The sequence below is a fragment of the Floridaenema aerugineum BLCC-F46 genome (genome assembly GCF_041929345.1).
GTDB lineage: Bacteria > Cyanobacteriota > Cyanobacteriia > Cyanobacteriales > Aerosakkonemataceae > Floridanema > Floridanema aerugineum.
This window is the reverse complement of the sequence record NZ_JBHFNQ010000101.1, coordinates 44,473-71,123: the sequence shown is the minus strand read 5'-3', so window position 1 is coordinate 71,123 and position 26,651 is coordinate 44,473. Positions and strand designations below refer to the sequence as shown.

Genomic DNA, 26,651 nt, shown 5'->3' with positions numbered 1-26,651 from the left:
AAACATTCGATTACTCCACTTCAATTACAGTTGAGAAAGCAGCGAAAGTCTTGGTATCGATCGCTCGCCCAAGTCGATCGGCAGACCTACTAACAACATCAACCCCAGCCATTTCAGCATTACTGAGACTGCTACGCGAAAGTTCTTCCACGTCTTGGAATAGATTACCCAAAACTTCTAATGGATCGTCACCTTCAACTGGTAAAAATCCTCGTTTCACTCCTCGACCTCTAGCAATAGTTTGCAGCGCCCGGAGAGCATTGCGAAGTGGAGCCGTGCTCACCAGTGTTAGCAACTCCACAAGCCCTTTTCCGCGTAATCTGAGTACCACCTCATCTTCTGGGCGAGGAACTATCAAACTACTGCTGCGATCGATTCTAGCCGCCTCCTCTGGTGCATCCCAATTAGCAGGATAAAGTACTGAGATGTTTCCTCCCGCATCGATCGCTAAACAACTCAAATATAGCTCTCGGTCTTCTTTATTTTCGACTTTAAATTGAATTACTTCTCCAGATGGAAATGATTGAGAAGCTGTTGCGATCGTTTGGATTGGCACTCCTCGTTCCCTTGCTCCTCGACTGGAAATCTTAATTCTTTGTCCCTGTCCACTAGCTGTAAAAATCTCTCCCGTAATTTGCAAATCTGACGCAGAAGTTGCTAATCCTTGTAAAACTTTACCTGCTAACAGTAGTTTGAGTCTAGGTTTTAGACGATTTATCGCTACCGTCGCTGATTCTCTCACTCGACCAAAAGAACTACTAACTGGTTGCATAATGGGTGTGAATACTCCAATAGTACCTACTGGAGGTAAATTATTTTGTTCTGGAGTTACCAGTTGACGTTGATAGTTTTCTGTCATGCGACCCAGGATATAATCAACAGGCGATCGCTCATCCACAGGCAATATTTCAATTCGGCTGATAGATTGATAAACTAAAGCCGTTTGTAATGCCGTGCGTGCCTGCTCCATCTCATTACCAAGAGAAGAATCAAGTCCCACCCTCAGCGTCGGATTAGCAGGAATACCCACTATTCGTTCTCGCAAAAACATTCCCGGTTTAACAACATTAATCTGCCCAGAAACGAGTTTTCCATAACTAAACAAACTACCATTACTTAGGCTAGTCTGTTGAAGTAAAATTGGTTGTCCTGAAACATCTGTTATCGTCTTTCCCGATCGATCTAGTAATGTGAAAACTGTATTTCCAGATAGCAGATTTTGTGAAGAAATACCCCCTAACCAAAACTCAATTTGGTTTCCAGAAATATTTGTAATCACTGCTTCAGCTGGAGGAGCAGTAAAATCTAAGAAGTAGAAACGCTTTTGCTCATTGCTGCTTCCTGGTTTTATTTCCACAACAGGTACCTGAATATATCCCCTTAACATAGCTTCCGCTTTGGTACTGCGAATCAGATTAGCTTGCAAAGTTTGTATTGTTTGATTAGCTGAAAGTTGCCAAAGGTAACGGGTGAGCAAGTAAGTAAATGCTCCTGCATGGAAGTTGCCAAAAGGCACATCTAGTGCTTCCTGATTCCGGCTAGCAGAACCAAGAGCAACTCCTTTAGCTATTCCTGCTTGGCGTTGTCGCTGAAACTTCTCAAAAGATAGATTCAGCTGTGTTAGCAATTGTTTTTGATAGTCGAGTTCTTCTTCACTAGCAATTAAAGCTTTTCCACTACGATTTAATCGTGTCGAAACAGACCTGACAACCCCATTTCCTCGCGTACCCGCCCCAGAAAAGCAGCTATCTAAAACAACGGTTAAGTTTTCTGTATTTATTGCTTCCATTAATAGAAATAGCGTGCGCCCCATGATATCAGGTACAACAATTTCCGAACCCGTTGCTTGAGATGGCAAAGGATCGCTAGGTACGATCGTGCCATTCAAATCACAGTTGTTGACTCTCTTACACTCTGGGGTATCTAGTGGATTTGGATCTTTAATCAGAGAACCATGTCCAGAATAGTGAAATACTACCACATCTCCAGGTTTTGCTTGCTTGATTAAGTGTTCTTGGAAAACTCGAAGAATGTTGGCACGAGTTGGTTTCAAGTCATTAGTTTTGGCATTGTCAGATACGATAACAATATCATTGGGATTAAATCCAAACCGATGTACAAGTAATTCATGTTGCAACTCAACATCATTGAGGCAGCCTTGTAAATCCTTAATTGGGTCAGGATATTCATTAATCCCTACCAACATTGCCAGTTTGCGTGGTGTACTCTGTGCTAACACACGGGCATACCTATTACCCTGTCGCATAATATCCAGTTGATTAAAAGCAACTGCGGCTAAAGTCGATCCGGCAAATTGTAAGAACTGACGACGCTGAAAACGAGGCATAAATTAACAGTCTCCGAATCAGATTGCAAGAAAGATTGGCTTGATTATCTCAGAATATTTATTCCTGTATGATTAATAGTTATGCAGCTAAATTACAATCCATTGCCAATCAAAATAAAGGGTGCCCAGTAGTAGGGATGGCTAAGATTATTGCTTACTTGTGCAGGTAATCCTGTTCGAGTATTAACCACTTCAATCCAAGCATTTTCTCCTCGCGAATCACCAACAGCAGATAAATCTTTTGTAATCAAGGCAATTTGTGCTTGTCGCAATGCCTCGGCTTTAGTCATACCCTTGTTTAAGGCAGAATAGAAAGCGTTCATTAACACCTGTGTTCCACCATCGCTAACTTGCCAAAGAGAGGCGATCGCAGCCCTTGCCCCTGCTCTCTGCATTTGGTAGCCTAAGCCAAGAATCTCTTCTCCATTCCCTAATTTTCCTCCTAATCCAGTTTCACAGGCAGAAAGTACTACTAAATCGACATTTTTCAAACTCCAGTTTTGCATATCTCGGAGGGTAATGCGATCGCCATTACCAAACAGAATAAAGGAATCATCTGGCGTTCCCACCACAAACGCCGCATGAGTAGCTAAATGCACTATGTTGTAGTCATCCATTTTGGGAACAACTTCTGGGGTGAAGGCGCGATCGATAAATTTGCTCGTAGTGGGAACAGTCTTCGCTAAATTTTCCACTTCCGCACCAGCAAAGGGCAACCCAGCAAAGTCAAAGGATTGTCCACCAACAGTAAAGCTATAGCGTCCGGTAGCAAAAGCACCTGCTAGGATTTGGAGTTTGGATTGCGGCTTAATGTTCAGGTCAGTAAGAGAAGCTGCGGTAATATTATTAATCCGGTAACGTTGCACTAACCATTGTTGTCCATCATGCAAAGCAGCTAGAGGAATATAGCGCAGTTGAGCGTCTGGTGCATAGATAATCGTTTGGGCATTAGCGGCTTTCAAGTCAGCTTCTAAGGGTTTAATCAGCCAGTTATAAAGTTGTTGTCCGGGAGTTTTGGCATCCTTTGCCGGGTCGAGTAATGCTGTACGAAAAGCTACAATTGCTTCGTTGAGTTGTTTTTTGGGAACTTGAACCGTGCGGCGAATTGGGGGAGAATCAGGGGTGGTGAGGATTAGTTCTAAGCGATCGTCCAAAATTAAAGGATAGAGAAGAACCGCATTTTGTTGGAGATTTCTCAAGTTATCTTGTAAAGCATTGAACTCTCCCATCCGTAGCAGCAAATCCTGAGATAAAGTTTCAGGAGTTCGCTGCGTCACCAATGCCAACACTTCTGAACTGCGGGTAAATTTATTAAACTCTCCTCTAATTGTTTCTTGGGCTTTTACCAGTTGGGCGATACGCTGTTCTTGAGCCGGAGTGAGTGTGCCATTTTGTTTTTTCAGCTGTCGCAGTTGAGTGAGTTCCTTGCCAATTTCAACAGCTTTATTGAGAATTGCTTGATAACTCTGCCATGTTTCTTGTTCGAGTGGAAGATTCGGCAATCCTTGAGCAGTATTGTTATTTCCGCGCACGTTGCGGAGATAATCATTAAGTTCTTGGACTTTGAGCAAGTCTAGTACTCGTTGTGCTTCCAAAACTCGGTCTTGTTTGAGGAGAAGGTCAGCTAGACGGCGATATCTATCTGCAACAGTTTCAGTAAATGACTCCTGTTCTTCTTTTGGCAGTACTTGTAAATCTTTGCGAATTGCCTCGGTGACATTGATGGATTGTTTGTAGAAAACAATGGCTAATTCTGGCTGGTTTTGTGTTGCTAGGAGGAAACCAATATTACTGAGGTTGGTTCCCAATACTTCTTTATCGCCAATTTCCGTAAGAATTACTAAGGCTTGTTGGCATAACTCTAAAGCTTTAGTGTATTGTCCCAGGTTAGCATAAACTAACCCCATGTTATTGAGCCTTGTTCCTTCCCCCGCTTTGTCACCGATTTCTTTGCTTATCGCTAAAGCTTGTTGATAGAACTCCAAGGCTTTAGGGTATTGTCCCAGGTTAGCATAAACTGCCCCAATATTGTTGAGGACTTGCGCTTCTCCTGCCTTGTCACCGATTTCTTTGACAATAGCTAAGGCTGGCTGATATGATTCCAGAGCTTTAGAGTACTGTCTTAGCCTGTAATAAACTAACCCAATATTATTAAGACTCATCCCTTCGCTTGCCTTGTCACCAATTTTCGTGTGAATAAGTAAGGCTTGCTGATAGAAATCCAACGCTTTAGTGTACTGTCCCAGGTCAGCATAAACTCCCCCAATATTGTTGAGAATTAACCCTTCTTCTGCCTTGTCACCGATTTCTTTGACAATAGTTAAAGCTTGCTGGTATAACTCTAAAGCTTTAGGGTACTGTCCCAAATCGGCATAAACTAAGCCCATGTTATTGAGTCTTGTTCCTTCCCCTGCTTTGTCACCGACTTTTTTACTTATCGTTAAAGCTTGTTGATAGAATTCCAAGGCTTTGGGGTATTGTCCCAGGTTGGCATAAACTGCCCCAATATTATTGAGGGTAGTTGCTTCCATTGCCTTGTCACCAATATCTCTGACAATAGTTAAGGCTTGCTGAAACAACTCTAAAGCTTTGGAGTACTGTCCCCATTTTTCGTAAATTAACCCCATGTTGTTGAGTCTTTTCCCTTCCCCCGCTTTGTCACCGACTTCTTTACTTATCACTAAAGCTTGTTGATAGAATTCCAAGGCTTTGGGGTATTGTCCCTGGTCGGCATAAACTGCCCCAATATTATTGAGGGTAGTTGCTTCCATTGCCTTGTCACCAATATCTCTGACTATAGTTAAGGCTTGCTGAAACAACTCTAAAGCTTTGAAGTACTGTCCCCATGTTTTGTAAATTAACCCTATGTTATTGAGTCTTGTTCCTTCCCCCGCTTTGTCACCGACTTCTTTACTTATCGTTAAAGCTTGTTGATAGAATTCCAAAGCTTTGGGGTATTGTCCTCGGTTGTAGTGAACTATCCCAATGCTGTTGAGGATAGTTCCTTCTATCGCTTTGTCACCTATATCTCTGACAATAGTTAAGGCTTGCTGATATAACTCTAAAGCTTTGGAGTACTGTCCCCATTTTTCGTAAATTGACCCCATGTTGTTGAGTCTTTTCCCTTCCTCTGCTTTGTCACCAGTTTCTTTGCTTATCGCTAAGGCTTGTTGATAAAATTCCAAGGCTTTGGAGTATTGTCCCTGATTGTGGTGAACTAGCCCAATATTGTTGAGGATTTGCCCTTCCCGTGCTTTGTCACTGATTTCTTTACTGATCGCTAAAGCTTGTTGATAGAACTCCAAAGCTTTAGGGTATTGTTCCAAGTCGGCATAAACTGCCCCCATGTTGTGGAGAGTTCTAGCTTCAATCGATTTATTACCCGCTTGTCTAATAATTAATAGTGCTTGCTCATAAAACTCTAAGGCACGTTCAGCTTTACCTAAACCCTTGGAAACCAATCCCATAAGAAACAGAGTTCCACCTTCTATAATGCGATCGCCTACCTCTCGACTCATTGCAAGTGCTTGGCTCAAAAACTCTAAAGCACGATCGGATTTCCCTAAACCCTGATAAGCTACACCCATCCAGGCGCGTGTTTCCGCTTCATTAAAGCGATCGCCTACTTCTTTACTAATTGCCTGCGCTTGCTGCAAAGCGTCCAATGCTTTGGAAAATTCATTCTGGCTAATGTAAATAGTTCCAATATTTTTGAATGTTTCTCCTTCGCCTTTGCGATCGCCTACTTCTTTACGAATTGCCAATGCTTGCTGCAACACTTCTAGTGCTTTCAAACCACTTTTAACTTCTCCAATGTTGTCGAGCGTTTCTCCTTCGCCTTTGCGATCGCCTAATTCTCGACGAATTACCAACGCTTGCTGCAACACTTTCAGTGCTTCGGTATTTTGGCTTAAATCGTTGTAAACTTCTCCAATGCGATTAAGAGCCTCTGCCTCGCCTGCCTTATTGCCGATTTGTTTGTAAATCCCTAATACGTGCTGAAACGTCTCCAAAGCTTCTTTCAATTGAGCTTGGCGATACTGCTGGCTACCCTTTTGAAGCAGTCGCCGTGCCTCATTCTCGCTGTCTTGGCTTGTTTGTGCCCGAACTACTCGCGACTCAAACTTCAAGGTAAGCGGTAAAAGGGGAGCGAAGAGCGAGAACATTAGAGTAGCAGTGGCAAGGCTGAGAAATTTAAGACGGTAGTGCATTGGTAAGTCCTTCAGTGATTGGGAAAACAGAGTGCTGACTTATTTATCTATATCTCCCATTAAGGAAGAGGCTATGCAAATAAAATTTGCGGTTTCTGATTACAGAGCATTGCCAATTAAGATAAACGGTGCCCAGTAATAGGGATGGCTAAGGTTATTACTTACTCCTGCTGGTAATCCAGTTTGAGTGCTGATTACATCAATCCGAGCATCTTCTCCCCTTGGAGTACTAACAACAGAAAAGTTTTTTGTAATCAAAGCAATTTGTGCCTGACGCAGAGCTTCGGCTTTAGACACAGGTGCAGTAAAGGTGCTTTTAGCTAAGTTTTCATAGAACTGCTGCATTAAATAACTTGTGCTGGCATCGTTAACTTTCCACAGAGATGATAGTACTGACTTTGCACCTCTAGCCAAAAAATAGTGGCTGATGCCTGCAATCTCGATCCCATCGTTGCCTGGGCCACCCAAGGCTGTTTCGCAAGCACTCAGTACTACTAAATGGACGTTACCCAAGTTGTTCAAATTTTCAATTTGAGGAATGGCTAACTTTTCTCCTGTTCCTAATAAAAGGTAAGAAGCTTCAACACTACCTGGTACAAATTCGCCGTGGGTGGCAATATGTAAAATGTTGCGATCGTAAAGATTATTCTGAATAGTGTTAAAGTCAAATTCTTGATTGAGGAACTTTAAACCAGGATAAATTCCTTGTGAATCTCGATCTCTTGTTTTAACTATTGCATCTAATTCTACAGGTACATTTTTCAGGGCATCAAAATCAGGAGGAACTTCCCTAGAAAGTCCCAAAGCCAGTACTGAGACATTCTGAGTTCCTGAAGGTAGGCGATCGATCGTATCAGTAAATCCTGCTGACACAATAGTAGAGATAGCATAGTTCTCTACTAAATATTGCTTACCGTCAAATAAAGCACTCATTGGAATATAGCGAGTGACACGATCTAGAGCAAAAACTAAGTGCTTAATAGGTCGTTGTTTATTGCTTTTTAGTTCAGGTTCTAAAGGTTTAATCAACCAATTATAAAGTTTTTGGCTAGTTTGCTTGATTTCATCAATTGAAGTACTTGGTTTCGATAACAATTGCCGAAATTTTAATACTGTTTCCCCTAATTCCTGCTGTCCTACTTCCACTTCAAACTTTTTAACAATTTCTCCTTCAGATGCCATTAATAGCCAGAGCTTATCTTCTAAAACAAAGGGATAAATTAGCAAAGTGCCAGGTTGAGCTTTGATAATTTCTTGAGCTTTTCGGTTTAGGTCATTGCGCGGATTGAGGAAGTCGGAATCTCGATTTTTGCGAGCGGCGATTTCTGATTCTAAAGTGCGAACTGCTTGATTATATGCCTGAGTTAGAAAAGTACGTTGAGCTATTAATTGTTCTTTTTGAGCGCATTGAGTTTTCTGACAATCAGCTAACTTTTGCCCGAAGGAAACTAAACTACCATGTTCTTTAATAATCTTTTCTTCTATCTGATTCAAGGCAATACCAGAAAGTTGCTCACCCACTTGAGCATTTCTAGTAAAATCGCGAATTTCCTGAATTTTCAGTAATTCTAATACTTGTTGTGCTTCTAGGAGTCGTCCTTGAGATAATAATAAATTAGCTAAAGAGCGATAGGTATTAGCAATAGTTTTTGTGTAAAATTCTTGTTCTTTTAAAGTCAATTCTCGTAAGCCTTGGCGGATAGTTTGGGTAATATTTACGGCTTCTTTGTAGAAGACGATCGCTAGTTCTGGCTGATTCTGCTTCTCTAAAAGTAAACCAATGTTGCTGAGAGTTAGCCTTTGACCAGGGCGATCGTCAAGTTCTCTGAAAAGAGCAAGTGCTTGTTGATAAGTTTCTAAAGCTTGAGTATTATTTCCTGTTTGCAAATGAATTAAGGCAATATTATTTAAAATAAATCCTCTAGCACTCTGTTCTCCTGAAATAGAGCTTTTTAAAGCATCATTATAAAACTTTAACGCTTTAGAGTATTCGCCTATTTCAGCATAAAATTCTCCAATATAATTAAGTAAAATTTGCTTATCATACTGAGTATGTGACAATGTTAAAGCTTCCTGAAGATACTGGAAAGCTACATCATATTGTCCAAGTTTTTTGTAAACCAATCCTATCCTAGCAAGAACGATATAATGACATGGTTGTGTTAGATTGGATGAACAAGACTTCCGCAGATTCTCCAAAGCTAGGTCATACTGTGCTAAATCAATATAGACTGTCCCTATATCAATCAGTAATAATAGCTTTGTTTCTTGATTTTGCTCTCCATACTCTTGACATTTCAATGCTTGTTGGTAAAAATCTAATGCTTGAGCATAGTGTCCCAGATTGCGATAAGCCCATCCAATACCATGCAAAGTCTGAGCATATCTCAAGCAAGATTTTTTGGAGTTATTACCCTGCTTAATTATGAATAAGGTTAGTTTTGATATTTCTAAAACGTTTTGCCAAGAAAGCCTTCCTTCTCGCAGACGTTCGTTAATGTTTTTACCAGATGCAATGCCAAAAGCAGCATTTATTCCCCATTCTTCGCTTAAGTAATAACCCATGACATTAAGAAGAAGTTTTTCTCCTTTTTTGTCGCCAATTAATCTTAAACTCTCCAATTGTTGACGAAATAGCTCCTCTACTTGGCGATATTGACCTGCTTTAAAGTAAACATTACCAGTATATCCAAAAGTTTCTGCCTCACCCTTGCGGTCACCTATTTGTCTGTAAATTGTCAACGCTTGCTGATGAAACTCTAAAGCTTTGGAATACTCTTTTAAATTAGTGTAAACTGTTCCTATTTGATTGAGTGTGTTTGCTTCACCAGTGCGATCGCCAATTTCTTTATAAATTGCTAGTGCTTGCTGATGGAATTCTAGAGCTTTAGAATGCTCTTTTAAATTAGTGTAAACTGTTCCTATTTGATTGAGTGTGTTTGCTTCACCAGTGCGATCGCCTTTTTCTCTATAAGTCGCTAAAGCCTCTTGATATATCTGCAACTTTTTCTGCAATTGAACAGGAGAAGTTGGTATCAACGTAACACGAGCAGCAACTTTAAACTGACTGCTATCAAACTGGTGTACAGTTTCTCGCTGCAAGTTTGTTGACCTATCTAAGCTAACCTGATTTATTTTTGCTTGTGGTATTGCTTCTGAAATTTTAGGAGTAGTTCCTATAAGTTTGAGAGGAGAAGCAAAAGAAAATATTAGAGTAGCATTTATCAGGCTTAGAGATTTCCAAGTTTTAGGCATTGGGAGAATCCTTTTGAAGCACGAGTCAAAAACTTACTGTTTTGATACATAGTATCTCTCAGTCTGGAGAGGATATACAAGAAAATTTGGCAGTAGTGGAGTTGAGTGCGTGCGATCGCAAAAGAACTCCTCACCAATCATAATCAAATCAACCATTATAACCACCGCAAGCACGTCCATCACCACTACCATAAATTTATAATCACTCTTCCTCAGTTTTTAACAAAACTACTTGTTCTGAAAATCTCTTTCTCCAATTGGTTTAGTTTGAGCGTTACCAGCAAATATTGGATGAAGTGTGACTTTATAAGTTCGCCACTTTTCTCCATCTTTTGTTTGAATTCTTTGGAAATCTAACGGTTGAATGAATTCTGAAAAAGAAGGATTTTGTAAAAATTTGCTTGTTTGTCGATCCCAATCTGTTCCGGTGCTGAATCTGAAAGTGCAGTTGCCAGGGGGAATGTTTTCTATTGTTACTTGGTGTTTAGCTTGAACGTACACAAAACGAAGCGTGTCGCCAGAGTTGCGATCGATCAATTTAACTACAGCATCCCGGTCTGTGCCATTATCAACTGTTAGAACTCCATATCCTTCTAAATTTTGAGGCGGAATGATATTAGTCCCATTTGGTAGAGAAATGGGAGAACGACTAGGGTTTGGTTCAACCGGGAGTTGTACTTGTTGGGGTAAGATTTGAGGTGAAATAATTGCAAATCCAACCATACCAACAATTGTCAACGCGCCTGGAATAACGTATTTTTCTAGCATAGAAGATAAGCGTTGTTTGAAATTCGAGAAACTATACTGCGGGAGGTGTTCGATTTCATTAGGAGTTTGACTACATACAGGACAACGAACTGTGTAACATGAGCCGCTAGCCTTACTCATGTAAATCAATCCACATTTGCAATGCAGAATTTGTACTTTGTTTCCCTGCATATTTGGCTCCCTACGGTTATGAACACTCTTGTAAAGCGATATATTGCTCACTCCGTAGGACTTATGCAAAATTTTCATGTAGATAGCCGTTTATTCTGCCTCACCAATGAGGGTGAATGCAGCCCAAAGTCTGGGATCGGGATGTTTTTGCATAGTGATTAACATCGCTTGTCGCAATGCCTGTGCTTTATCTGGGTTCTGTTGCCATTGCTTGTAAAACTCTTGCATCAAGTCAGTGGTTGCAGCATCGTCCACTGCCCACAGGGAAACTATTACGCTGGGAACACCTGCGCTAATCAGAGAACGGGACAACCCAATCACGCCCTCACTTCTAATCCTGCCTCGTCCCGTGTCGCAAGCACTCAAGACTACCAGTTCAGCCTTTAAGTTCATATCTATGATTTCGGCAGAAGTGAGCAGTCCATCCTCTCCATCTCCGGGAGCAAGTGCCACCGCCCCTGGAAAATCTCGTACTCCTGTATCCTCTGGAATACCATAGTCTAGCAGTCCGTGGGTTGCCAGGTGAATGATTCGAGCATTAGAGATTCGCTGTTTGATAGCTCGTTCAGTTGCCTGTTCCCCCAGGAGAACAGGCGCATTAAAGAATTGTGCGATCGCTTGAGCCTCTTTTTCTGCTCCCTTGAGGTAAGAGAGTTGCTCTTTTCTTCCCGTTTGGGAATTCCAGACTTTGGGCATCAGAGGATTGCCAACAATCAGCAGTTCGGGATTAGATGTTTGCTTCTCAATCCCTGTTCCACGCTTCAGGTTCCTCAATCGCTGTCGCTGTTGTCGAGTCAAGTCTAGTGCCTGAATTGAAGGTGCAGTGAGGATGGTGTGTTTCTCGATGAGATATTGCCCAGAAGTATCTACTAGGGCTGGGAAGGGAACTAGGAAGAGTTCACTTTGGGGGATGAAAATAACTCGTGCTTGAGGGTTGGTAGGTAGTAGATTTGCGATCGGTTTAATCAACAATTGGTGAAGTTGTTGTAGTTTTTGTCGTTGTTGGGCTAATCGTCGTTGCTGTACTTCGGCTGTAGGTTCTGGAACGATGGTGGCTAGCTCACTGCGATTTCTGATCCCGATATATTCTCGGCTATTAGTAACAAGTTCGGCAAGAGATGTATTTCGATGCTGCCACAGGGGTTTGAAGTCAGTTTTGCGAAAACTTATTTCACCTGTAGGTTTGATAACCCAGATATAGAGTTGAGATTTAATCTTGAATACATCATAAGCAATCGAATATTCAACGAGGGTCGCATTTTGCTGTTTAGCGATTTGTTGCAATAGTCCGATATTGGGGGGAGTGATGAGGGAGTTGGCAGACTCACTTATGATAGGATTGCGCCTAGACAGTAGCTCCACAAGCACTCTAGCACGCCCTCGTTCTGCAATTTCTAGAGCTGCTTTAGGGTTATTTTGGGCAATGAGGATCGTTTGTAAAAGAATATAGGTGCGAGCTTGCTCGTCAAAAATTGACACTTTGTAGTTATCATTGTTACCCAATCTTGCCCGTTGAAATTCCCAGATCTCAATTCCAGTACGAAGGATTTTTTCGGCTTGGATAAGATTGCCAGATATGAAGAGAGCGAGTCCCAAATTGTTCCGAGCTGTTCCCTCCCCATTTGTGTCGCTAATTTCCTGTGCGATAGCTAAACGCTGTTGCTGGTACTCAATCGCTTTAGCATAATTGTTTAGGAAAAGGTAACTACTTCCTAAATTTCCTAGACATTGCCCTTCGTGCTTGCGAGCTTTAACTTTTCGTGTGATGGCTAAACATTGCTGGTAGTAATCAATCGCTTTGACATAATCTCCCAAAATTTGGTAAACATTTCCCAGATCACCCAGAGTCTTCCCTTCACCTTGAAGGTCTTTGATTTCTTGTTTGATCGCTAAACTCTGCTGGTGGTATTCAATCGCTTTGGCGTAATCTCCTAAAGAATAGTAAGCAACTCCCAAATTGCCTAAAGATGTTCCTTCGCCAAGGCGGTCTTTGATTTCTCGAACAATCGCTAAACTCTGCTGGTGGTATTCAATCGCTTTGGCGTAATCTCCTAAAGAATAGTAAGCAACTCCCAAATTGCTTAAAGATGCTCCTTCGCCAAGGCGATCTTTAATTTCCTGACTAATGGTTAGACTCTGCTGACCATACTCAATTGCTTTAGCGTAATCTCCTAGAGAATTGTAAGTAGCTCCCAAATTGTCTAGAGATTGCCTCTCGCCTTGGCGATCTTTGATTTCTCGAAAAATCGCTAAACTCTGTTGGTAGTACTCAATTGCTTTGGCATAATCTGCCAACAATCGGGAGACAGTTCCCAGATTTCCCAAAGCCTGCCCCTCACCTTGACGATCTTTAATTTCCCGTTTGATAGCTAAACTCTGACGTTGATATTCAATTGCTTTAGCGTAATCTCCTAGAGAAGAGTAAGTAGCTCCCAAATTGCCTAAAACCCGTCCCTCATTGAAGCGGTCTTCGATTTCCTGTGTAATGATTAAACACTGCTGATAATACACTATTGCTTTGGTGTAATCTCCTAAAGAATCATAAGCAATTCCCAAATTGCCCAGAGATGCTGCTTCGCCTTGGCGGTTCTTAATTTCTCGATAGATAGCCAGTGCTTGTTGCCAAAACTGTAATGCTTCTTCAACTTGACTAATTTGAAACTGCTGATTACCTTGCCGAAACAGTAGGTCTGCTTCCATTTTTCGGGCATCTGGGATTTGAGCGAATACCTGGAAATTTTGAATTTTAGATTTTGGATTTTGGATTAAGACAAAATCGCTAATTGTTAAAATAGTAAAGAGAGTGAGGACGGTGAGAATTTTGTTTGGTGATCGCATTATGAAGTTCTCCAACTATAGAAACTATGGCTGATATGTACTGAAAGCGAACAAGTTCTATTTAACGAGATGGTGAAACCGTGTTATACCATTTCTCTGTAACAATGCACTTAATACTTCCTGCGCGACTACTATATCTAGCAAAGATTTGATGGCAAATAATTACGAAATATTAAACGCATCTTCATAGAGAATTGGTATTAGGTGCTGCATTAACTGGTTTACAGAGTAAGGTAACAGTTTCGCGAGTCCAAGTTGTCAATTTATCAGAAGGAGTTTGTACGGATAAAACTTCTTGCCAAAACTCTGACCACAGGGGTTGATTGTCGATTTTTTGATTAGCAAAAAATTCGGCTCGGCGTAAAGTAGCAGCTTCTCCTGTGATTTTTTTAATAGCTAGTTGTTGGTTTAACTGTTGCAAAGCTTGATTGATGCGATCGCTCTCCTGAGCCGTTACTATCCGAAAAGGAATAAACCGTTTTACTCGATCGTTAGATGATAGCACCAACCACTCATAAACCCGATTCGGTTGCAGAGGTTCCCCTTTGTAAGTTACGCGATTAGTTCCAGAAACAGGCTGACTCCAGAGGATATTTTCACTTCCCCGCACTCGCACGCCAATTTTCTCCGCTTCTCCATCCCAGACAAAGGTAGGGCGATCGCTCCAGACAATTGCTGTTGTTAATATAGAGGAATTTGATGCAGATACGGCTAATGGTGCGATCGGGCAAACTTCTTCTGTAGGACGAGATCCTCCATTTGTTGGGGGTACAGGAGGAGGAGGGACAGGACGACGTTTTCCAAATAAGTTATGCCAACCTCTTACCCACGTTGTTTGACGCAGTTCCGCTAATAAAAAGGCTGATGCTGATCGACGTTCAAACGAAAATCCAAATCCCAGGGTACTAGAGATTATTAATGATAAACTTAATACCCAAAACAATCGATTCAAGCAATTAATATTCTTCATAATTTTTCTCACGATTTTTGCTTCAATAAACGAGGTAAAACGTAAATCCAAATCGTTGAAATTGGTAGAAAAATTGGTAAAGCGATTGCCGCAGATGATATATAAAGTTCTAAGCTGAGTAAACTATAAATAACTGTACCAGCTATTAAAACAATTACAATTTTCTGCCTTTGCAGAAAGCGGTTTTGCTCCAGATAAACCGTTCCGGCTCCTACTAAAGCAGCTAGCAAAATTAGCCACAAATCAGGGAGCGGAATAACTAGACGTTGGTTAAGAAAATGATTGACTAAATAAGCATGGTACTCTCCTCCTGTTAAAATCTGATGGGGATGATTGTACCAATACTTAATTGCCGCAGGTGCTGACCAATTATCTTCCCCTTCTTTGTCAATTCCTGCTGTTAAGTAATTAGGTATAATCAAAACAATTTTTTGAGACAGATCTAAGGAGTTAGGAGTCGCTCGCTCTAACAAATCTTTAGCACTAATAGAAGTGAAAACTCGATCGGGTGGTAATGAATAATCTACAATCGGATGTAACCACATTTGACCCAAACTGTATCCTAAATAAGTGGTAAACTTTGGACTGATTCTAGGTAATGGCGAAGGAGAAGATAAAGAATGAAGTTGCACAGATTTTAACGAGCAACCATCTTGCTTAATGTTGTTAGATGAATCAATGCAATGCTGATAAATAGATGCCAACAAATAAGATAAAGGTTGGGTTGAATCAAATGCAGATACTAACTCAGCATAATAAAGTCCTCTAACGGTCATACTTCCTGATAAACTCCAATTAGGATTGGCGATCGCATTGGGAGCGTAACGCCATTTCTGCGTGAGTCTATCCTGACTAGCTCCAAATACAAATATAGTCCCTCGTTTTGCTACATTCTCTACCGATCGAGCTAGCTTTGTATCGTCATTTGTAGGCGGATATAACAAATAATCAACACCGATAACTTTCGCTCCACTCAATCGCTCAATTAATCTTCCCAGATAAGTACGAGAAATCGGTCGAATTTGTGGTTCTTTCTCTAAAGATTCTTCATCAATTTTTACTAGTAAAATAGGAGTTGATTTATTGGTTTGAGTTCGCAATGTTGCTTGACGGTAAATTGCTTGTACTAAGACTCGTCGTTCCAATAACCATTGCTGAATTGGGAGTTGCCAACTTATCAATACTAAAATTGTTAGGGCTACTGCTTGATAGCGTTGGGGTAAAATCTGCCGTACCAACTGTCGCCAACTGGGTGGTTTTATCTGAAATGGTTTGTCTTCTGGATGACGAAATAGAGAGGGAATTAAGTGTGCTGAAGGATAAGTGAGATTTTTTTCGGTTTTGAGATGCTGACAGGCAGTAATTAAAGATTGATGAACATCATTGTGATTTGCTAATTCTTTGAGAAATTGAATCAGAAATTCCTGAGCTACTCGATTATGAATCGGTTCTCGCATGACAGCGACTTGACTTAATCCTAAATCAATTAAAGATTCGGCTACACTTAAGCCTGAACAAGAATTGAACAGGGCAAATTGTAGTCCTCGTTCGCGGGCGATCGCTAATTGAGGCGCAATTTCACTAACTCGAATTGATACACCTGGAGCAATTCCTAATTCGCCACCTGTCATCTGAGTTTCATTGCCGTGTCCTGCAAAAATCAGCACATCCCAACCTTGCTCATCAGCGATCGCCTGACTAATTTTTGTTTTAAAATCATCTATTGATTTTTTAGGTTCTAAACCGATCGGATCGGGAATTTCTGCCAGACGATTAAGAGATTGCTTGATTGTCTTCCAATCTTCCTGAAAATTTAATTTTTGATCGTTACCCAAAATAACTAATATTCTAGGATAACGACGTTTTTGTTTAACTTGATGAACGGCAGACTCATGGCGAATATTAGCAGGAACACGAGCAATTCGGATTTTTTTTACTCTAGCTGATTCTGAACTAAATTCCCAAGCTTCCCAAGGTAATCTTGCCACTTCAATCGGCGTGCAAGTAATGAATAAATCAATGGAAGTTTCTGATTCTCCTGCTGCTCGACTGGCGATCGCAATTCTGTCATAAATTTCAAACAATTCACTATTCCGTAACCAGCAATGGAACTCATACAATAAACGAGTTTCGGCTTCTATTAATTTGCCGTGCCAATCTATTTTACGAGGGGCAATACTACCACTAGCTACTGCTTTTCCGCGCCAGATATCTTTGGTTTCTGGTTCTGAGTTAAGCGGAATGTTGATGGTTTTATAGAAGTTGATATAAGCCTGTTCCCATTGTTGGTAGAGAGTTGTTAATAAATCAGGAAACGGCAAGGTTTTGGATAGGCGTTGTCCCTGTCCCCAAAACAGTTCAAACAAACAACTATGCTCAATTCGTTGCACTCGGAGATAAAACATGAAGATGGAGAATATGCAAGAGAAAAATTAAAGTGAAACCGAAAAAGATAGTGGAATATGTTAGAAGATTAAACGCTAACTTTCTTCCCAGGTAAATGGAGGTAAGGTTAATGCTGCACCATCAGGCAAACTAATTTTTACCCAGAATCGTTCGCTGAAAGTTCCAATTACTTGTGCATAAATGTATTCGTTAGAGCGATCGCTTAATACTGGTTCCTCCAAAATTTGGACTTCATCTCGAACTTGTAATTTAATACCAAGAGGCAGGGTTTTATGAGGTTGTGTTCCTAAAATTAGTAACAGTGTCCATTCGGGAATTAAATCAATCATAGGTAACTTCCAAGCAACAACATATAGACGTAGTGCAATGTTTTCCCACTGCAAATCTCGATAGGCTGCTCTGGCTAGATCGGGAATCGCAATTCCTCTCTGATTTATTAATTCTGCGATCGCATCATTGAATTGCTCTACTGGCGATCGGAGCGAGCGAAACTCTGGACTGGGTGATGGACGAGGCAAAATAATCCAAGACAATTCTTGGCTTATGCGATCGACTTCATCTCTAAACCAAAGTCCGATATTGATTGCATTTTGAGTTACTTGTTGTCTAGGTGAAGTCAGAGGATAACTATTAAAAATTTGTGCTTGACTGATTAATGGAATTGCTGTTGGTTCTAAACAACGTAAAGCCAGCAAAAGTTTATCAGAATCATCTTCAAACCAATCTAAAGGCAGTAGATAATTTGTCTCACTTTCAGATTGCAAACCGATAGATTGCTGGTAATGAATAAGTCGATCGCGTTGTAAATATCCCTGAACATTAATCTGTTCTAATTCTTCTATGATTTCGACTAAAATATAGAAGTGAGGAATAAACTCAGATGATTCAACAGCTGTTTTAGGTATCGAGACATCAGGATTATACAAACTATCTGTTGCTATTAAATAAATCTGAAATTTATTTACTTGTAATTGACAAATGGATTCTATAAACATTGCATCGGCGGCAAAATTATTCTTTTTTCCTGACAGCAACAAATTGCTTAAACTGAGTTCTGGCGATCGTTTTTGCAGCCATTGTTCTACACCTGCCAGTGCTAATCCATTGAGGTAAGTCTGCCACTTTTGGCTTTCAGAAATAACACTTTGGCTAAGTTCGATTGCCCATTCGACTTGTTTGGCAGTTAAGGAAATATTGTCTTCACAAAGAAAGTTTCCGTTTAAAATAAAATCACTATCTATGGAATGGTTTGTCATACTTAAATTCTCCGAGTATCTAAATGGTGACAGAGGCAACGGGCAAGCAGGTTTTTCATAGAACAGTTTGGAGTGCTTGCATCTGCTATATCTGCATCGATAACTTTGTCAATTTCTTCCTCTAAAGCAGCGTCTAACTTTTGCTCTAAGTTTTCCAACTGGGTTGGGTTAACGTAGTTAATAGCAAGTTCTCGGCAGCGATCGCGCAAATCTACCAACATTTTTTGACGGACATCTGCACGAAACGACTTTAATTCCAACAGGCGCGACACTTGATATTGCTTGTGTAAACCAATCTGAACAGCAATCTCTCCCATTGATTTATTTTGGCAGTAAAACAGGCGAAGAGCACTTAGAAATGATTGGTCGTTTGGGGGCTTTCGCTGGCGATGGTAGGCGAGACGATCGCTCACTACCTGTGCAATCGCTTGCTTTAAAGAGTTGCGAAATTCTTGACGGTAAACGCTTAAAAACTCGTTGTGAGTCTCTTGGCGATCGATTTCAGGTGCAGGGAGAGGGTGTTCAGGTAATGGTTCTATCTCTGGGGTGCGACTTCGGCGGATTTTATCAGCTATGGCGCGTAATTCATACATAACCTGCACAGGAGAGTAGTTGTTTAGTCCCTTGGCAAGCAGATATTCAACCATGCGGTTTAACTGCTGTGGTGTAGGTGCTTCACACCGACGACGCGATCCAGGTTGTCGCTGCTGGATGTGGTCTTGACGATAAACTGCATGATAGCTTTCTAGCAGTTGGTGCGATCGCTCAATTTCTAGCGGCATAAGTCCATAAACTCCAGCAAGTAACCGCTGCAATCGTCCTGTCGTCATACTATTTAAAATAGACCAATCACTAGCTAAATAAACTCCACACTCTAGCAAAAATGGCTTGAGTCGAGAGATCGCCAGATATCTTGTCCAGGTACTAAGTTGGCTTTGCTCTGGATCGAAGGTTTGCAAAATCTGAGTAGCAAGTGACTGATAACGAGAGGATTGACTGGGGAAATTTCGGATTTGGTTGAGCACATCGGCATCATCTAGAACCAAGAGTAATAGTTCAAAGTGCGTAAACCCACCTTTTTTCCCAAATTGCTTTTCTACATCTGCACAGATGCGATCGCACAGTTGAGAAATAAAGCAGCGTAAGCAGCACTCCGCCATTTGTTGAGTAGTAAGATTTTCAGGTATTGCCTCTGTTCGCATCAGTTGCAGTAGATGATGCTGAACTTGGGCATCTGATACTTCTGCTACCCCAGTTAGAGAGGGAAATTGTTGCTGGAAGAACGCTTTAGCCGCTGGAATTTCTGCTACTTTGCGCTCTCCTGCTGAGTTAATCCTCACTAGCTGCCAGTATTTCCATACCGCACCCATATCTTCTCACCTGCTGTGGATGAACTGGATCGCCAATATTAGCTTCAATGGTTTTACCTCCTTTTGGTTCGCCTTCAACAACAGGTAATTTTTCTTGTCATCTATACCTATTTATGGAGGGAGTGAACCTATGCAGCTGATGCAATGAGCTGGCTTGAAAATAGATTTTTTTGAGCTTTGGTGGTTGGGTGTGGGGTGTAGGGGTTTTTCCTTCTCTATATCCTTCATTCTCTCACTCCGATTCTCCAATTAACGTGAACGCTGCCCAGTCTCGCGGATTGGGATGGTTTTGCATGGTAATTAGCATCGCCTGCCGCAATGCCTTGGCTTTATCTGGATTTTGCTGCCACTGGCGGTAAAACTCGCTCATCAAGTCGGCAGTAGGTGCATCGGGAACTGACCAGAGCGACACAATTACACTGGGTACTCCAGCCGTGATGAGCGATCGCGACAATCCTATCACCCCATCTCCAGTAATCCTGCCTCGTCCCGTATCGCAGGCACTCAATACCACCAGTTCTGCCTTCAACTTCATCTGGAGAATCTCAGCAGAAGTGAGCAATCCGTCATCTTTAGCTGAGGGAGATAAGGCGATCGCTCCTGGGAAATCTCGCACCCCTGAATCTTGAGGATTCCCATACTCCAATAGTCCATGAGTTGATAAGTGAATAATCCGCGCCTGTGGCATTCGTTGGACAACGGCTGACTCGCTTGCCTGCTCCCACAATAGCGGTTTTGTTGCAAACGTTTTGGCGATTGTTACCACTTCCTCCTCTGCACCAGGCAGACTGGATAACTGCTCTTGTATACTCTTGCTAGGATTCCACACCTTGGGCATGACAGGATTGCCGACAACCAATACATCATCCCCTCGAATAGGCGAACTGCTGTTTGCTCTTACCAATTTTCGTTGTTGTCGCGTGAGTTCTAACACCTCTATCGAAGGTGCGGTAAGAATAGTGTGTTTTTTAATTAGATAATTGCCTTGGGCATCCACTAGTGCCGGAAATGGCACAAAAAACAGTTCACCTTGGGGAATGAAGATGACTCGCTGATCGGGATTGGTAGGTAGATACTTAGCGATCGGTTCAATCAGCAGTTGGTGGAGTTGTTGTAGCTTTTGCCGTTGTTGGGCTTGCTGCCGTTTTTGTCCTTCAGGTGTAAGCTCTGGAGTTATAGTGGCTAGCTGACTGCGATTTCTCGCACCAAGCGTGTTACGGCTAATAGCAACTAACTCATTTAGGGATTGGGGTAGCGTTGAGAGGTCAACAGCATGAAAGGCAATCATGCCATTGGGCTGAATCACCCAGATTAGAAGAACTGCGTTTCCTGGGTTAATAGAATACTCAATGATAGAATATTCCACTAAAGTTGCCCCTTGAGTTCTAGCAATATTACGTAGATTAGCAACTGTTGGCGGTGATATAGCAAACTGAGTAGATGTAAGCATCCGTTGGGAAAGCAAATTTAACGTTGCTCTAGCCCGTCCGCGCTCGGAAATCTCTAGTGCTGTCTCTGGCTGATTTCGTAATACTAACACACTTTGCAGCATCTCATAAACCATTGTTTGACGCACCATATTGAGGCTGATAATATTATGCTGATCGGTTTGCAATCCTGATTGGTTCCATCCAGCCCAAGTTTCCCAAATGTGCATCATTTCCCGGAGCGTTGCTTCGGCTTGCTTGAACTCCCCTTTGCCCCAGTATGCCAGCGCTAAATTGAATAAACCCAACGATGCAACCGGATTATTTTCTCCTTGTTGTCTAACAATTACTTGATATTGCTTCAATACCTCAATTGCTCTAGCGTATTCCTTTTGAGAAAGTAACATTGCGCCCTCGTTCATCAGCCTGATCATTTCTGGTTGCTGGAAATCGAAAGCAGACAATACTCCCTGCAATAAGGTATTAAATGTATTTCCCTCCATTACAAACGTACCTTCGCTAGCTCCATATTTCTGTCCTTCCTGTGCTGCATTAAGTAGTTGCTGCACCTGGTCTGCCATCGATTGGTTGTTGAGTACCTTAGCAATTTCAAGGGCTTGTTGCAAGTGGGAGGTAGCTTTAGAATACTCACGCTGAATCAAATATAGTTGACCTAAAGTACCAAGTGCATTTCCTTCCGTTTGCCGATCTCCCAATTCACGAGCAAGACTGAAAGCTTGTTGTAAATGATCGATTGCTTGGCTAGCGTTGCCTAGAAACAAATAGCAAATACCTATATTGCCAAGTGCTTGTGCAATACCTTGGCGTTCATTCAGTTGTTGATAGAGCTTGAGTGCCTGCTGTGTGGATCGCAGTGCAGCTTCTGGTTGTTCGGCTTGGAGTTGTTGCATTCCCAAATTTAACAGGTAATCTGCGTCACGAACGTCCCTTGTTTGAACTTGTGTTTGAGCGATCGCTGTTGAACCATCGGAGGTAGTTAAAGGTAGCTGGAATTCTGAACTCAGAATACAAGCAAAGGTGAATAAAACAATTGCGATTCTCTTTCGCCGTTTTCCTTTTACTTTTTTCCCCAATCCAACCAATAGTAGCTTGCTCAGCCCACGAATCTCCTTTAACAGAGTGTTCACGACGTTAATCCTCCAAAAGTCTCTTAATCTCACTTCTGATCCATATATATTAGGAGATAGGTAACCTATGCAGTTTTACTCCTATGATTTTTCGGATTCACACTCATAAGTAGAAGAACAAGATAGATAAAGATTCGGCAAAATTTACCGAGTAAGCTATAGCAGTCTGATAGAAATCCCCGACTATTTGGATGCAATTATTCTCCATGCTACTCCTTCAGTTTACGGCACCCCATATCAAAATCAGCCCGCTCAGGATTGGATTAGTTTGTGCTTCCTCGATCGCGTTTTTGGAGTTTTGCTTTACTTAACAGTGGGCAATCTGATGCTTTACGACCTTTTCTTAATTATCAAAGACAGTACAATGATTTACTCAACCATCTCACTCGCATTACTTTAGTTCCACAGCATTCCAGAAGTGGAAGACATTGGTTTACTTATGAGTTTGAAGCACTTCCTTTACCTGATAAAGTGAATCCCACAGAATTTCTCATCAATTATCCAGAATTACCTTTGATTGACCCAAATAGTGAGCTTGATTTTCCTGAGCCAGAGATCGATCGACAGCTACTAAAAACCCTTAATTCTCCGCAAGTTGAAGTCAGATTCTCTGACACTCGAAGTACTTTTCTTAATTGGTATTAGCCAAAATAATACTGTTTCCGGTATTGTTTGTGACACAGCAGTTTTTTTCAGGTTTTAATTGCGCTGACGCGCAAAAAAAATGGTTCACAGCGCATTACTAAAATCTCCAATGTACCTCACTAATTCTCCTGAATTCTTTAACTCAAAAACTTTACCTAAAAAACGGCTAACTGCCCAAGCACTTTCCAATTTAATCAAAAGACCTGTGTGGGATGGCAGTTACCCGCATTTTCCTCTAAAACGAACTGGCGAACTATGGTTGCAACAGTTATTTGATGGCTATTTTCCGACTATTTTATTTCTGGATTTTTCGGAAAATGTTAATTATCTGACACTTTTAAAATTGCTGGAAAAATTCCACAACAAGCAATTGAAAATAACTGTTTTAGTCTACATACCCAAAACCAGTCAAAGCGAACTTATACCCGCCACTATCTTTAATTTTTGTCAGTTACCCTCACGCCGTCTTAAAACAGTTTAGCTCTAAACATAGCAACCGCCAAGCCCTTATGAACTATCTGCGTCTTAATGCAGAAGATTTATTCCACCTAGAAAATTCCGGGTATCTTTACTCTTCTGAAATCATTAGTCCAGCATCCGCTTCTGCTAGATGCTTGGGCGAACAATTTCATTTAATTATGCAGCAATCATTAATGGGTATGCCCATTGATTCATTGCTTAATAATCACTCTCAACTAAAGCAATGGTTTTCTGGATTGCAATTGTTGGCTCCCGAAATATGGTGTGAAGAAGCAAATACTTGGAGAAGCTATTCTCATCAGGTTGATTATTTCTATGGCGATGTAATCCTCACGTCTAATTTTGACCTGATTATCTCTAACTCTGAGCAACTTGAAATTGTCAATTGGACAACAGATTCCCAATTTAATTTAACAGATATCCAATGGCAATGGAGAACTGAGTTGGACTTATTTCTCATGGCACAAACTGATACTTATTTACCCGAACAAATTCAACTGAGTTACTGGCTTCTTAACCACTCAACGCTTCCCATGAAATTTTCTATCCACTACTCCAATCAAGCTTTGTTAGCTTTCCAAACCAGATTAGAGCGAACTTTATCCAAACTTCCCGAACTCTTTCCAAAAGCAGTTGTCACTAGTGGAAACAACGAGAATAACCAACATTCTCACAATTCTTTATTTACATCCACATTTGCTGATCGCCCTACCATACAATCATCTCCTAAAGAGTTCACACTTTCACCACCTGTTCCAGAAACCAATGCGACTATTGAAGACTCTTTGAGTCAATTTCTTTCGGGGAAATTAACAATCAAAGAATACATAGACTCCGTTCCCGAAGTTGAGATCTAGATTGAAACGCCAGATTTACCTACAAGTTCAATTCTTCAACCCCAAATCGAATGATTTCCTTAGCTCAAATTAACTACCAAAAAATTCCTTTGGGAGATGGTTGGAATTTAAATGTTCTCTCCAAATCTATCGCCACCATCACCGATCCAAAAGGTAAGAGAAAAACATCATATTTCGGCTTCGATACTAAAGAAAAAGCCCTGGAATTTATGGCACAACATCGCTCGCAAGTATCAGCAGCGATCGTTAGAGAAAGCCAACGTCTTTCCCAATATGCTTGGGAATGCAAAATTTGGCAATGTCCCACTGAACTAATTTTGTCACAATTGAACCAACAATCACCATAATTCACTTGTTGATTTTACCATTTTTTGAGCAAACAAGGCTGTCTATAAAACAGCTTTGTTTTCTCTAATTTTTTCTCGCTCCAGCGCTGACGCGCCCCATAAAAGTGAATGAAAATACATTTTTACCATGAGTTCTACCGATAACGAAACTAAACTGCGTCGTGCTACTGAAAAACTAATTCGCTCAATTCGATTAGCAATCCAACAAGCTACTCCTAATGAAGCTTTAGCTGTCTGGAAATTGATGAAATCCCTAGAGATTCGACGTAATACTCCCAATCTCACTGATGCACAAGTAGAAGCTTTGCTGACTATGCTTGCCAAAGAATCTGGTGCTGATATTATCGAGGCTACCCTCAATTCTAACTCCTCAATTGCCCTAACTTCTACTCCCGATCGGCTTGAAGAACCAGCGTTAGCTACCTCTAACAATCGCAAGGGAAATAATCGATAATTATGACTACTACGCCCATTAAACCTGTTAAAGAAACCCTAGACGATCTAGAACAACAGCTGGAACTACTCACACAATATCTAGAGTCGGATAACCCAGAAGAAAGAGCCATAGCATCAGCAATTTTTGAAGAGTTAGAACCTGTTCTCGAACATAAAATTGATAGCTATGTTGCTCGGATTAATTGTCTCAAAGCTAATCGAGAATTTCGACAGTCAGAATCGCAACGTATTGCTGGTTTAGCTAAACAAGATTCAACAGCGATTTCATGGCTGACAGAGAAACTTTTGGGATTCATGGAACGCCGCGTCGAACAGTTAGGTGAACGCGGACGCAAGCTAGAGGGAAAACTGAGCAAAATATCTCTTTGTCATAATGGTGGAAAACCTCAAGTGTGGATTAACCCAGAACTAAAACCTGAAGAATTTCCTCATACATATCTCAAACTTGTTCCTACTTTGGATACGAAACTTATAAGGGAAGATGCGATCGCTTCTGTTACCGGAGAGCTTTATGATAGTAACGGTCGTTTAATTGCCAAGTTAATGCCTAGAGGTAAGCATCTTCGTCTTAGTTAAGTTTTACCAACCTTGCTCCTTGCTTCACTTTGTCCAGGCTTACAATAAGTCTGGACACAACAATTTCTATGTTCCCCTACGATAAAAGCTTAACATTTTTTTTGCTATTAAATATTTTCAACCGCCTAGAGTGCATCTTACACTTAGGCAAGGAATTTTTTTGATGTTTTTGTTTCAGGGAGTGAAACAGGAACAGTATAAAATAAGTTAAAAATGCTACAATACTACATCCAATAGAATCTGTTAAGGTACTCAGAATGATTGATGAAAGCCTATTTCCACAAAGTAAGGTATACCTTGTCAAAGGGGGTGATGCAAAGGTTTTTGGTGAGGACTCAGATATTCGACGACGAATGACTGACACCCAGGCTATAGAACGCTTTAAAAACATTTGGGAAAAAGTGTTAGAGCCGGAAATCCGAAAAGCACCTATTATTACTGCTGAAGAAGCAAAAGAGTTGCTTGAAGGCAAGCAACGAGATTACGCAATAAGAGGATTTCAGTTCAGACAGTTTTCTCTTCACTCTGCTGTATTTGTTGCCCGATTGAACAAAGATGCAACTGAAGATGGAGTTTGTGACCAACTATGGGGGATTGGTGCTCATAGAGATAATACAAGGCTTTGTATGTATTTCGAGACTGTCGAGGAGAAGCTAAGATTTGAGGAGATTGCTTCAAACTTAAAAATAGAGCCACGTCAATTAGCTTTGCAACTTGTTATGGATTTTGTACATAAATTTCCAGCCGACTGGCATTGAGCATCAAATATGCACCAAAAATGCTTCTCTACGTCGCTAATTTGGGAAGAGCAATTCATAATTTAGGAGAATTAATTAAAATCCATCAACAAATCATTTCTAACCAAATGTTTTCTTAACTTTTCTGGTATTAATCATGCGCGTGTTTAAACAAGTTAGCTACGTACAAATATCACAAGGATGGCAAACCTATGTGTTTCCGGTTAGGGGCGGTTTTGTGCGTTACAAACTGCTGCCAACACTCAGGGATTTTGAGCAAGCAAAAGAAAACTGTATCAGACAAGGATGGAAAATAATCAATGCTACTTCTTTAGTGAAGAAGATGAACTCTTCTTCTACTCAAATAGAGTCAATTTTTTGAATGA

At 41.0% G+C, this 26,651-nt stretch carries 19 protein-coding genes; 9 read left to right on the top strand and 10 right to left on the bottom strand.

Annotated features, from left to right (window positions below):
• Positions 1–10: 10 nt before the first annotated feature.
• From ACE1CC_RS13125 to ACE1CC_RS13080, 10 genes are all read right to left on the bottom strand, one after another.
• Entirely contained in the window at positions 11–2,347 is a 2,337-nt protein-coding gene (locus ACE1CC_RS13125; protein ID WP_413270883.1) for a caspase family protein, read from the bottom strand.
• Between the two features lie 92 nt (positions 2,348–2,439).
• Positions 2,440–6,558 carry a CHAT domain-containing protein gene (locus tag ACE1CC_RS13120; protein WP_413270882.1) on the bottom strand — a complete coding sequence of 1,373 codons (4,119 nt, stop codon included), beginning with the start codon at positions 6,556–6,558 and terminating at the stop codon, positions 2,440–2,442.
• A gap of 99 nt (positions 6,559–6,657) precedes the next feature.
• A complete protein-coding gene (locus tag ACE1CC_RS13115) occupies positions 6,658–9,813 on the bottom strand; it encodes a CHAT domain-containing protein (protein ID WP_413270881.1) in 3,156 nt (1,051 codons plus the stop codon).
• A gap of 228 nt (positions 9,814–10,041) precedes the next feature.
• Complete coding sequence (locus ACE1CC_RS13110) at positions 10,042–10,701, bottom strand: hypothetical protein (protein WP_413270880.1); 660 nt, start codon at positions 10,699–10,701, stop codon at positions 10,042–10,044.
• A 141-nt stretch (positions 10,702–10,842) separates the two neighbouring features.
• Positions 10,843–13,590 carry a CHAT domain-containing tetratricopeptide repeat protein gene (locus ACE1CC_RS13105; RefSeq protein ID WP_413270879.1) on the bottom strand — a complete coding sequence of 916 codons (2,748 nt, stop codon included), beginning with the start codon at positions 13,588–13,590 and terminating at the stop codon, positions 10,843–10,845.
• Between the two features lie 184 nt (positions 13,591–13,774).
• The gene (locus ACE1CC_RS13100) at positions 13,775–14,560 is read right to left on the bottom strand and encodes a hypothetical protein (RefSeq protein ID WP_413270878.1); all 786 of its coding nucleotides are present in this window, start codon (positions 14,558–14,560) and stop codon (positions 13,775–13,777) included.
• Between the two features lie 8 nt (positions 14,561–14,568).
• Positions 14,569–16,965 carry a CHASE2 domain-containing protein gene (locus ACE1CC_RS13095; RefSeq protein WP_413270877.1) on the bottom strand — a complete coding sequence of 799 codons (2,397 nt, stop codon included), beginning with the start codon at positions 16,963–16,965 and terminating at the stop codon, positions 14,569–14,571.
• A 75-nt stretch (positions 16,966–17,040) separates the two neighbouring features.
• Positions 17,041–18,222, bottom strand: a complete 1,182-nt coding sequence (locus ACE1CC_RS13090; protein ID WP_413270876.1) for a DUF1822 family protein — start codon at positions 18,220–18,222, stop codon at positions 17,041–17,043.
• Between the two features lie 2 nt (positions 18,223–18,224).
• Positions 18,225–19,592, bottom strand: coding sequence for a hypothetical protein (locus ACE1CC_RS13085; RefSeq protein WP_413270875.1), 1,368 nt, complete (start codon positions 19,590–19,592; stop codon positions 18,225–18,227).
• Between the two features lie 232 nt (positions 19,593–19,824).
• Positions 19,825–22,167 (bottom strand): CHAT domain-containing protein, encoded by a 2,343-nt coding sequence (locus tag ACE1CC_RS13080; protein ID WP_413270874.1) that lies wholly within the window; start codon positions 22,165–22,167, stop codon positions 19,825–19,827.
• Positions 22,168–22,437: 270 nt separating this feature from the next.
• Between ACE1CC_RS13080 and ACE1CC_RS13075 the strand changes: the two genes are divergently transcribed.
• The 9 genes from ACE1CC_RS13075 (at position 22,438) to ACE1CC_RS13035 (ending at position 26,647) form a co-directional block, all read left to right on the top strand.
• A complete protein-coding gene (locus ACE1CC_RS13075; protein ID WP_413270873.1) occupies positions 22,438–22,812 on the top strand; it encodes a hypothetical protein in 375 nt (124 codons plus the stop codon).
• A 79-nt stretch (positions 22,813–22,891) separates the two neighbouring features.
• Positions 22,892–23,293 (top strand): hypothetical protein, encoded by a 402-nt coding sequence (locus tag ACE1CC_RS13070; RefSeq protein WP_413270872.1) that lies wholly within the window; start codon positions 22,892–22,894, stop codon positions 23,291–23,293.
• A gap of 28 nt (positions 23,294–23,321) precedes the next feature.
• Positions 23,322–24,149, top strand: a complete 828-nt coding sequence (locus tag ACE1CC_RS13065; protein WP_413270871.1) for a hypothetical protein — start codon at positions 23,322–23,324, stop codon at positions 24,147–24,149.
• A 50-nt stretch (positions 24,150–24,199) separates the two neighbouring features.
• On the top strand, positions 24,200–24,496 hold the full coding sequence (locus ACE1CC_RS13060) for a hypothetical protein (protein ID WP_413270870.1): 297 nt from the start codon (positions 24,200–24,202) through the stop codon (positions 24,494–24,496).
• Between the two features lie 127 nt (positions 24,497–24,623).
• A complete protein-coding gene (locus tag ACE1CC_RS13055) occupies positions 24,624–24,950 on the top strand; it encodes a hypothetical protein (protein WP_413270869.1) in 327 nt (108 codons plus the stop codon).
• A 2-nt stretch (positions 24,951–24,952) separates the two neighbouring features.
• Positions 24,953–25,528: a siphovirus Gp157 family protein gene (locus ACE1CC_RS13050; protein WP_413270868.1), complete on the top strand. Its 576-nt coding sequence runs from the start codon at positions 24,953–24,955 to the stop codon at positions 25,526–25,528.
• Positions 25,529–25,785: 257 nt separating this feature from the next.
• The gene (locus ACE1CC_RS13045; RefSeq protein ID WP_413270867.1) at positions 25,786–26,286 is read left to right on the top strand and encodes a hypothetical protein; all 501 of its coding nucleotides are present in this window, start codon (positions 25,786–25,788) and stop codon (positions 26,284–26,286) included.
• Positions 26,283–26,405: a hypothetical protein gene (locus ACE1CC_RS13040; protein ID WP_413270866.1), complete on the top strand. Its 123-nt coding sequence runs from the start codon at positions 26,283–26,285 to the stop codon at positions 26,403–26,405. Before ACE1CC_RS13045 ends, ACE1CC_RS13040 begins: the two co-directional genes overlap by 4 nt.
• A gap of 17 nt (positions 26,406–26,422) precedes the next feature.
• The gene (locus ACE1CC_RS13035) at positions 26,423–26,647 is read left to right on the top strand and encodes a hypothetical protein (protein WP_413270865.1); all 225 of its coding nucleotides are present in this window, start codon (positions 26,423–26,425) and stop codon (positions 26,645–26,647) included.
• Positions 26,648–26,651 lie beyond the last annotated feature (4 nt).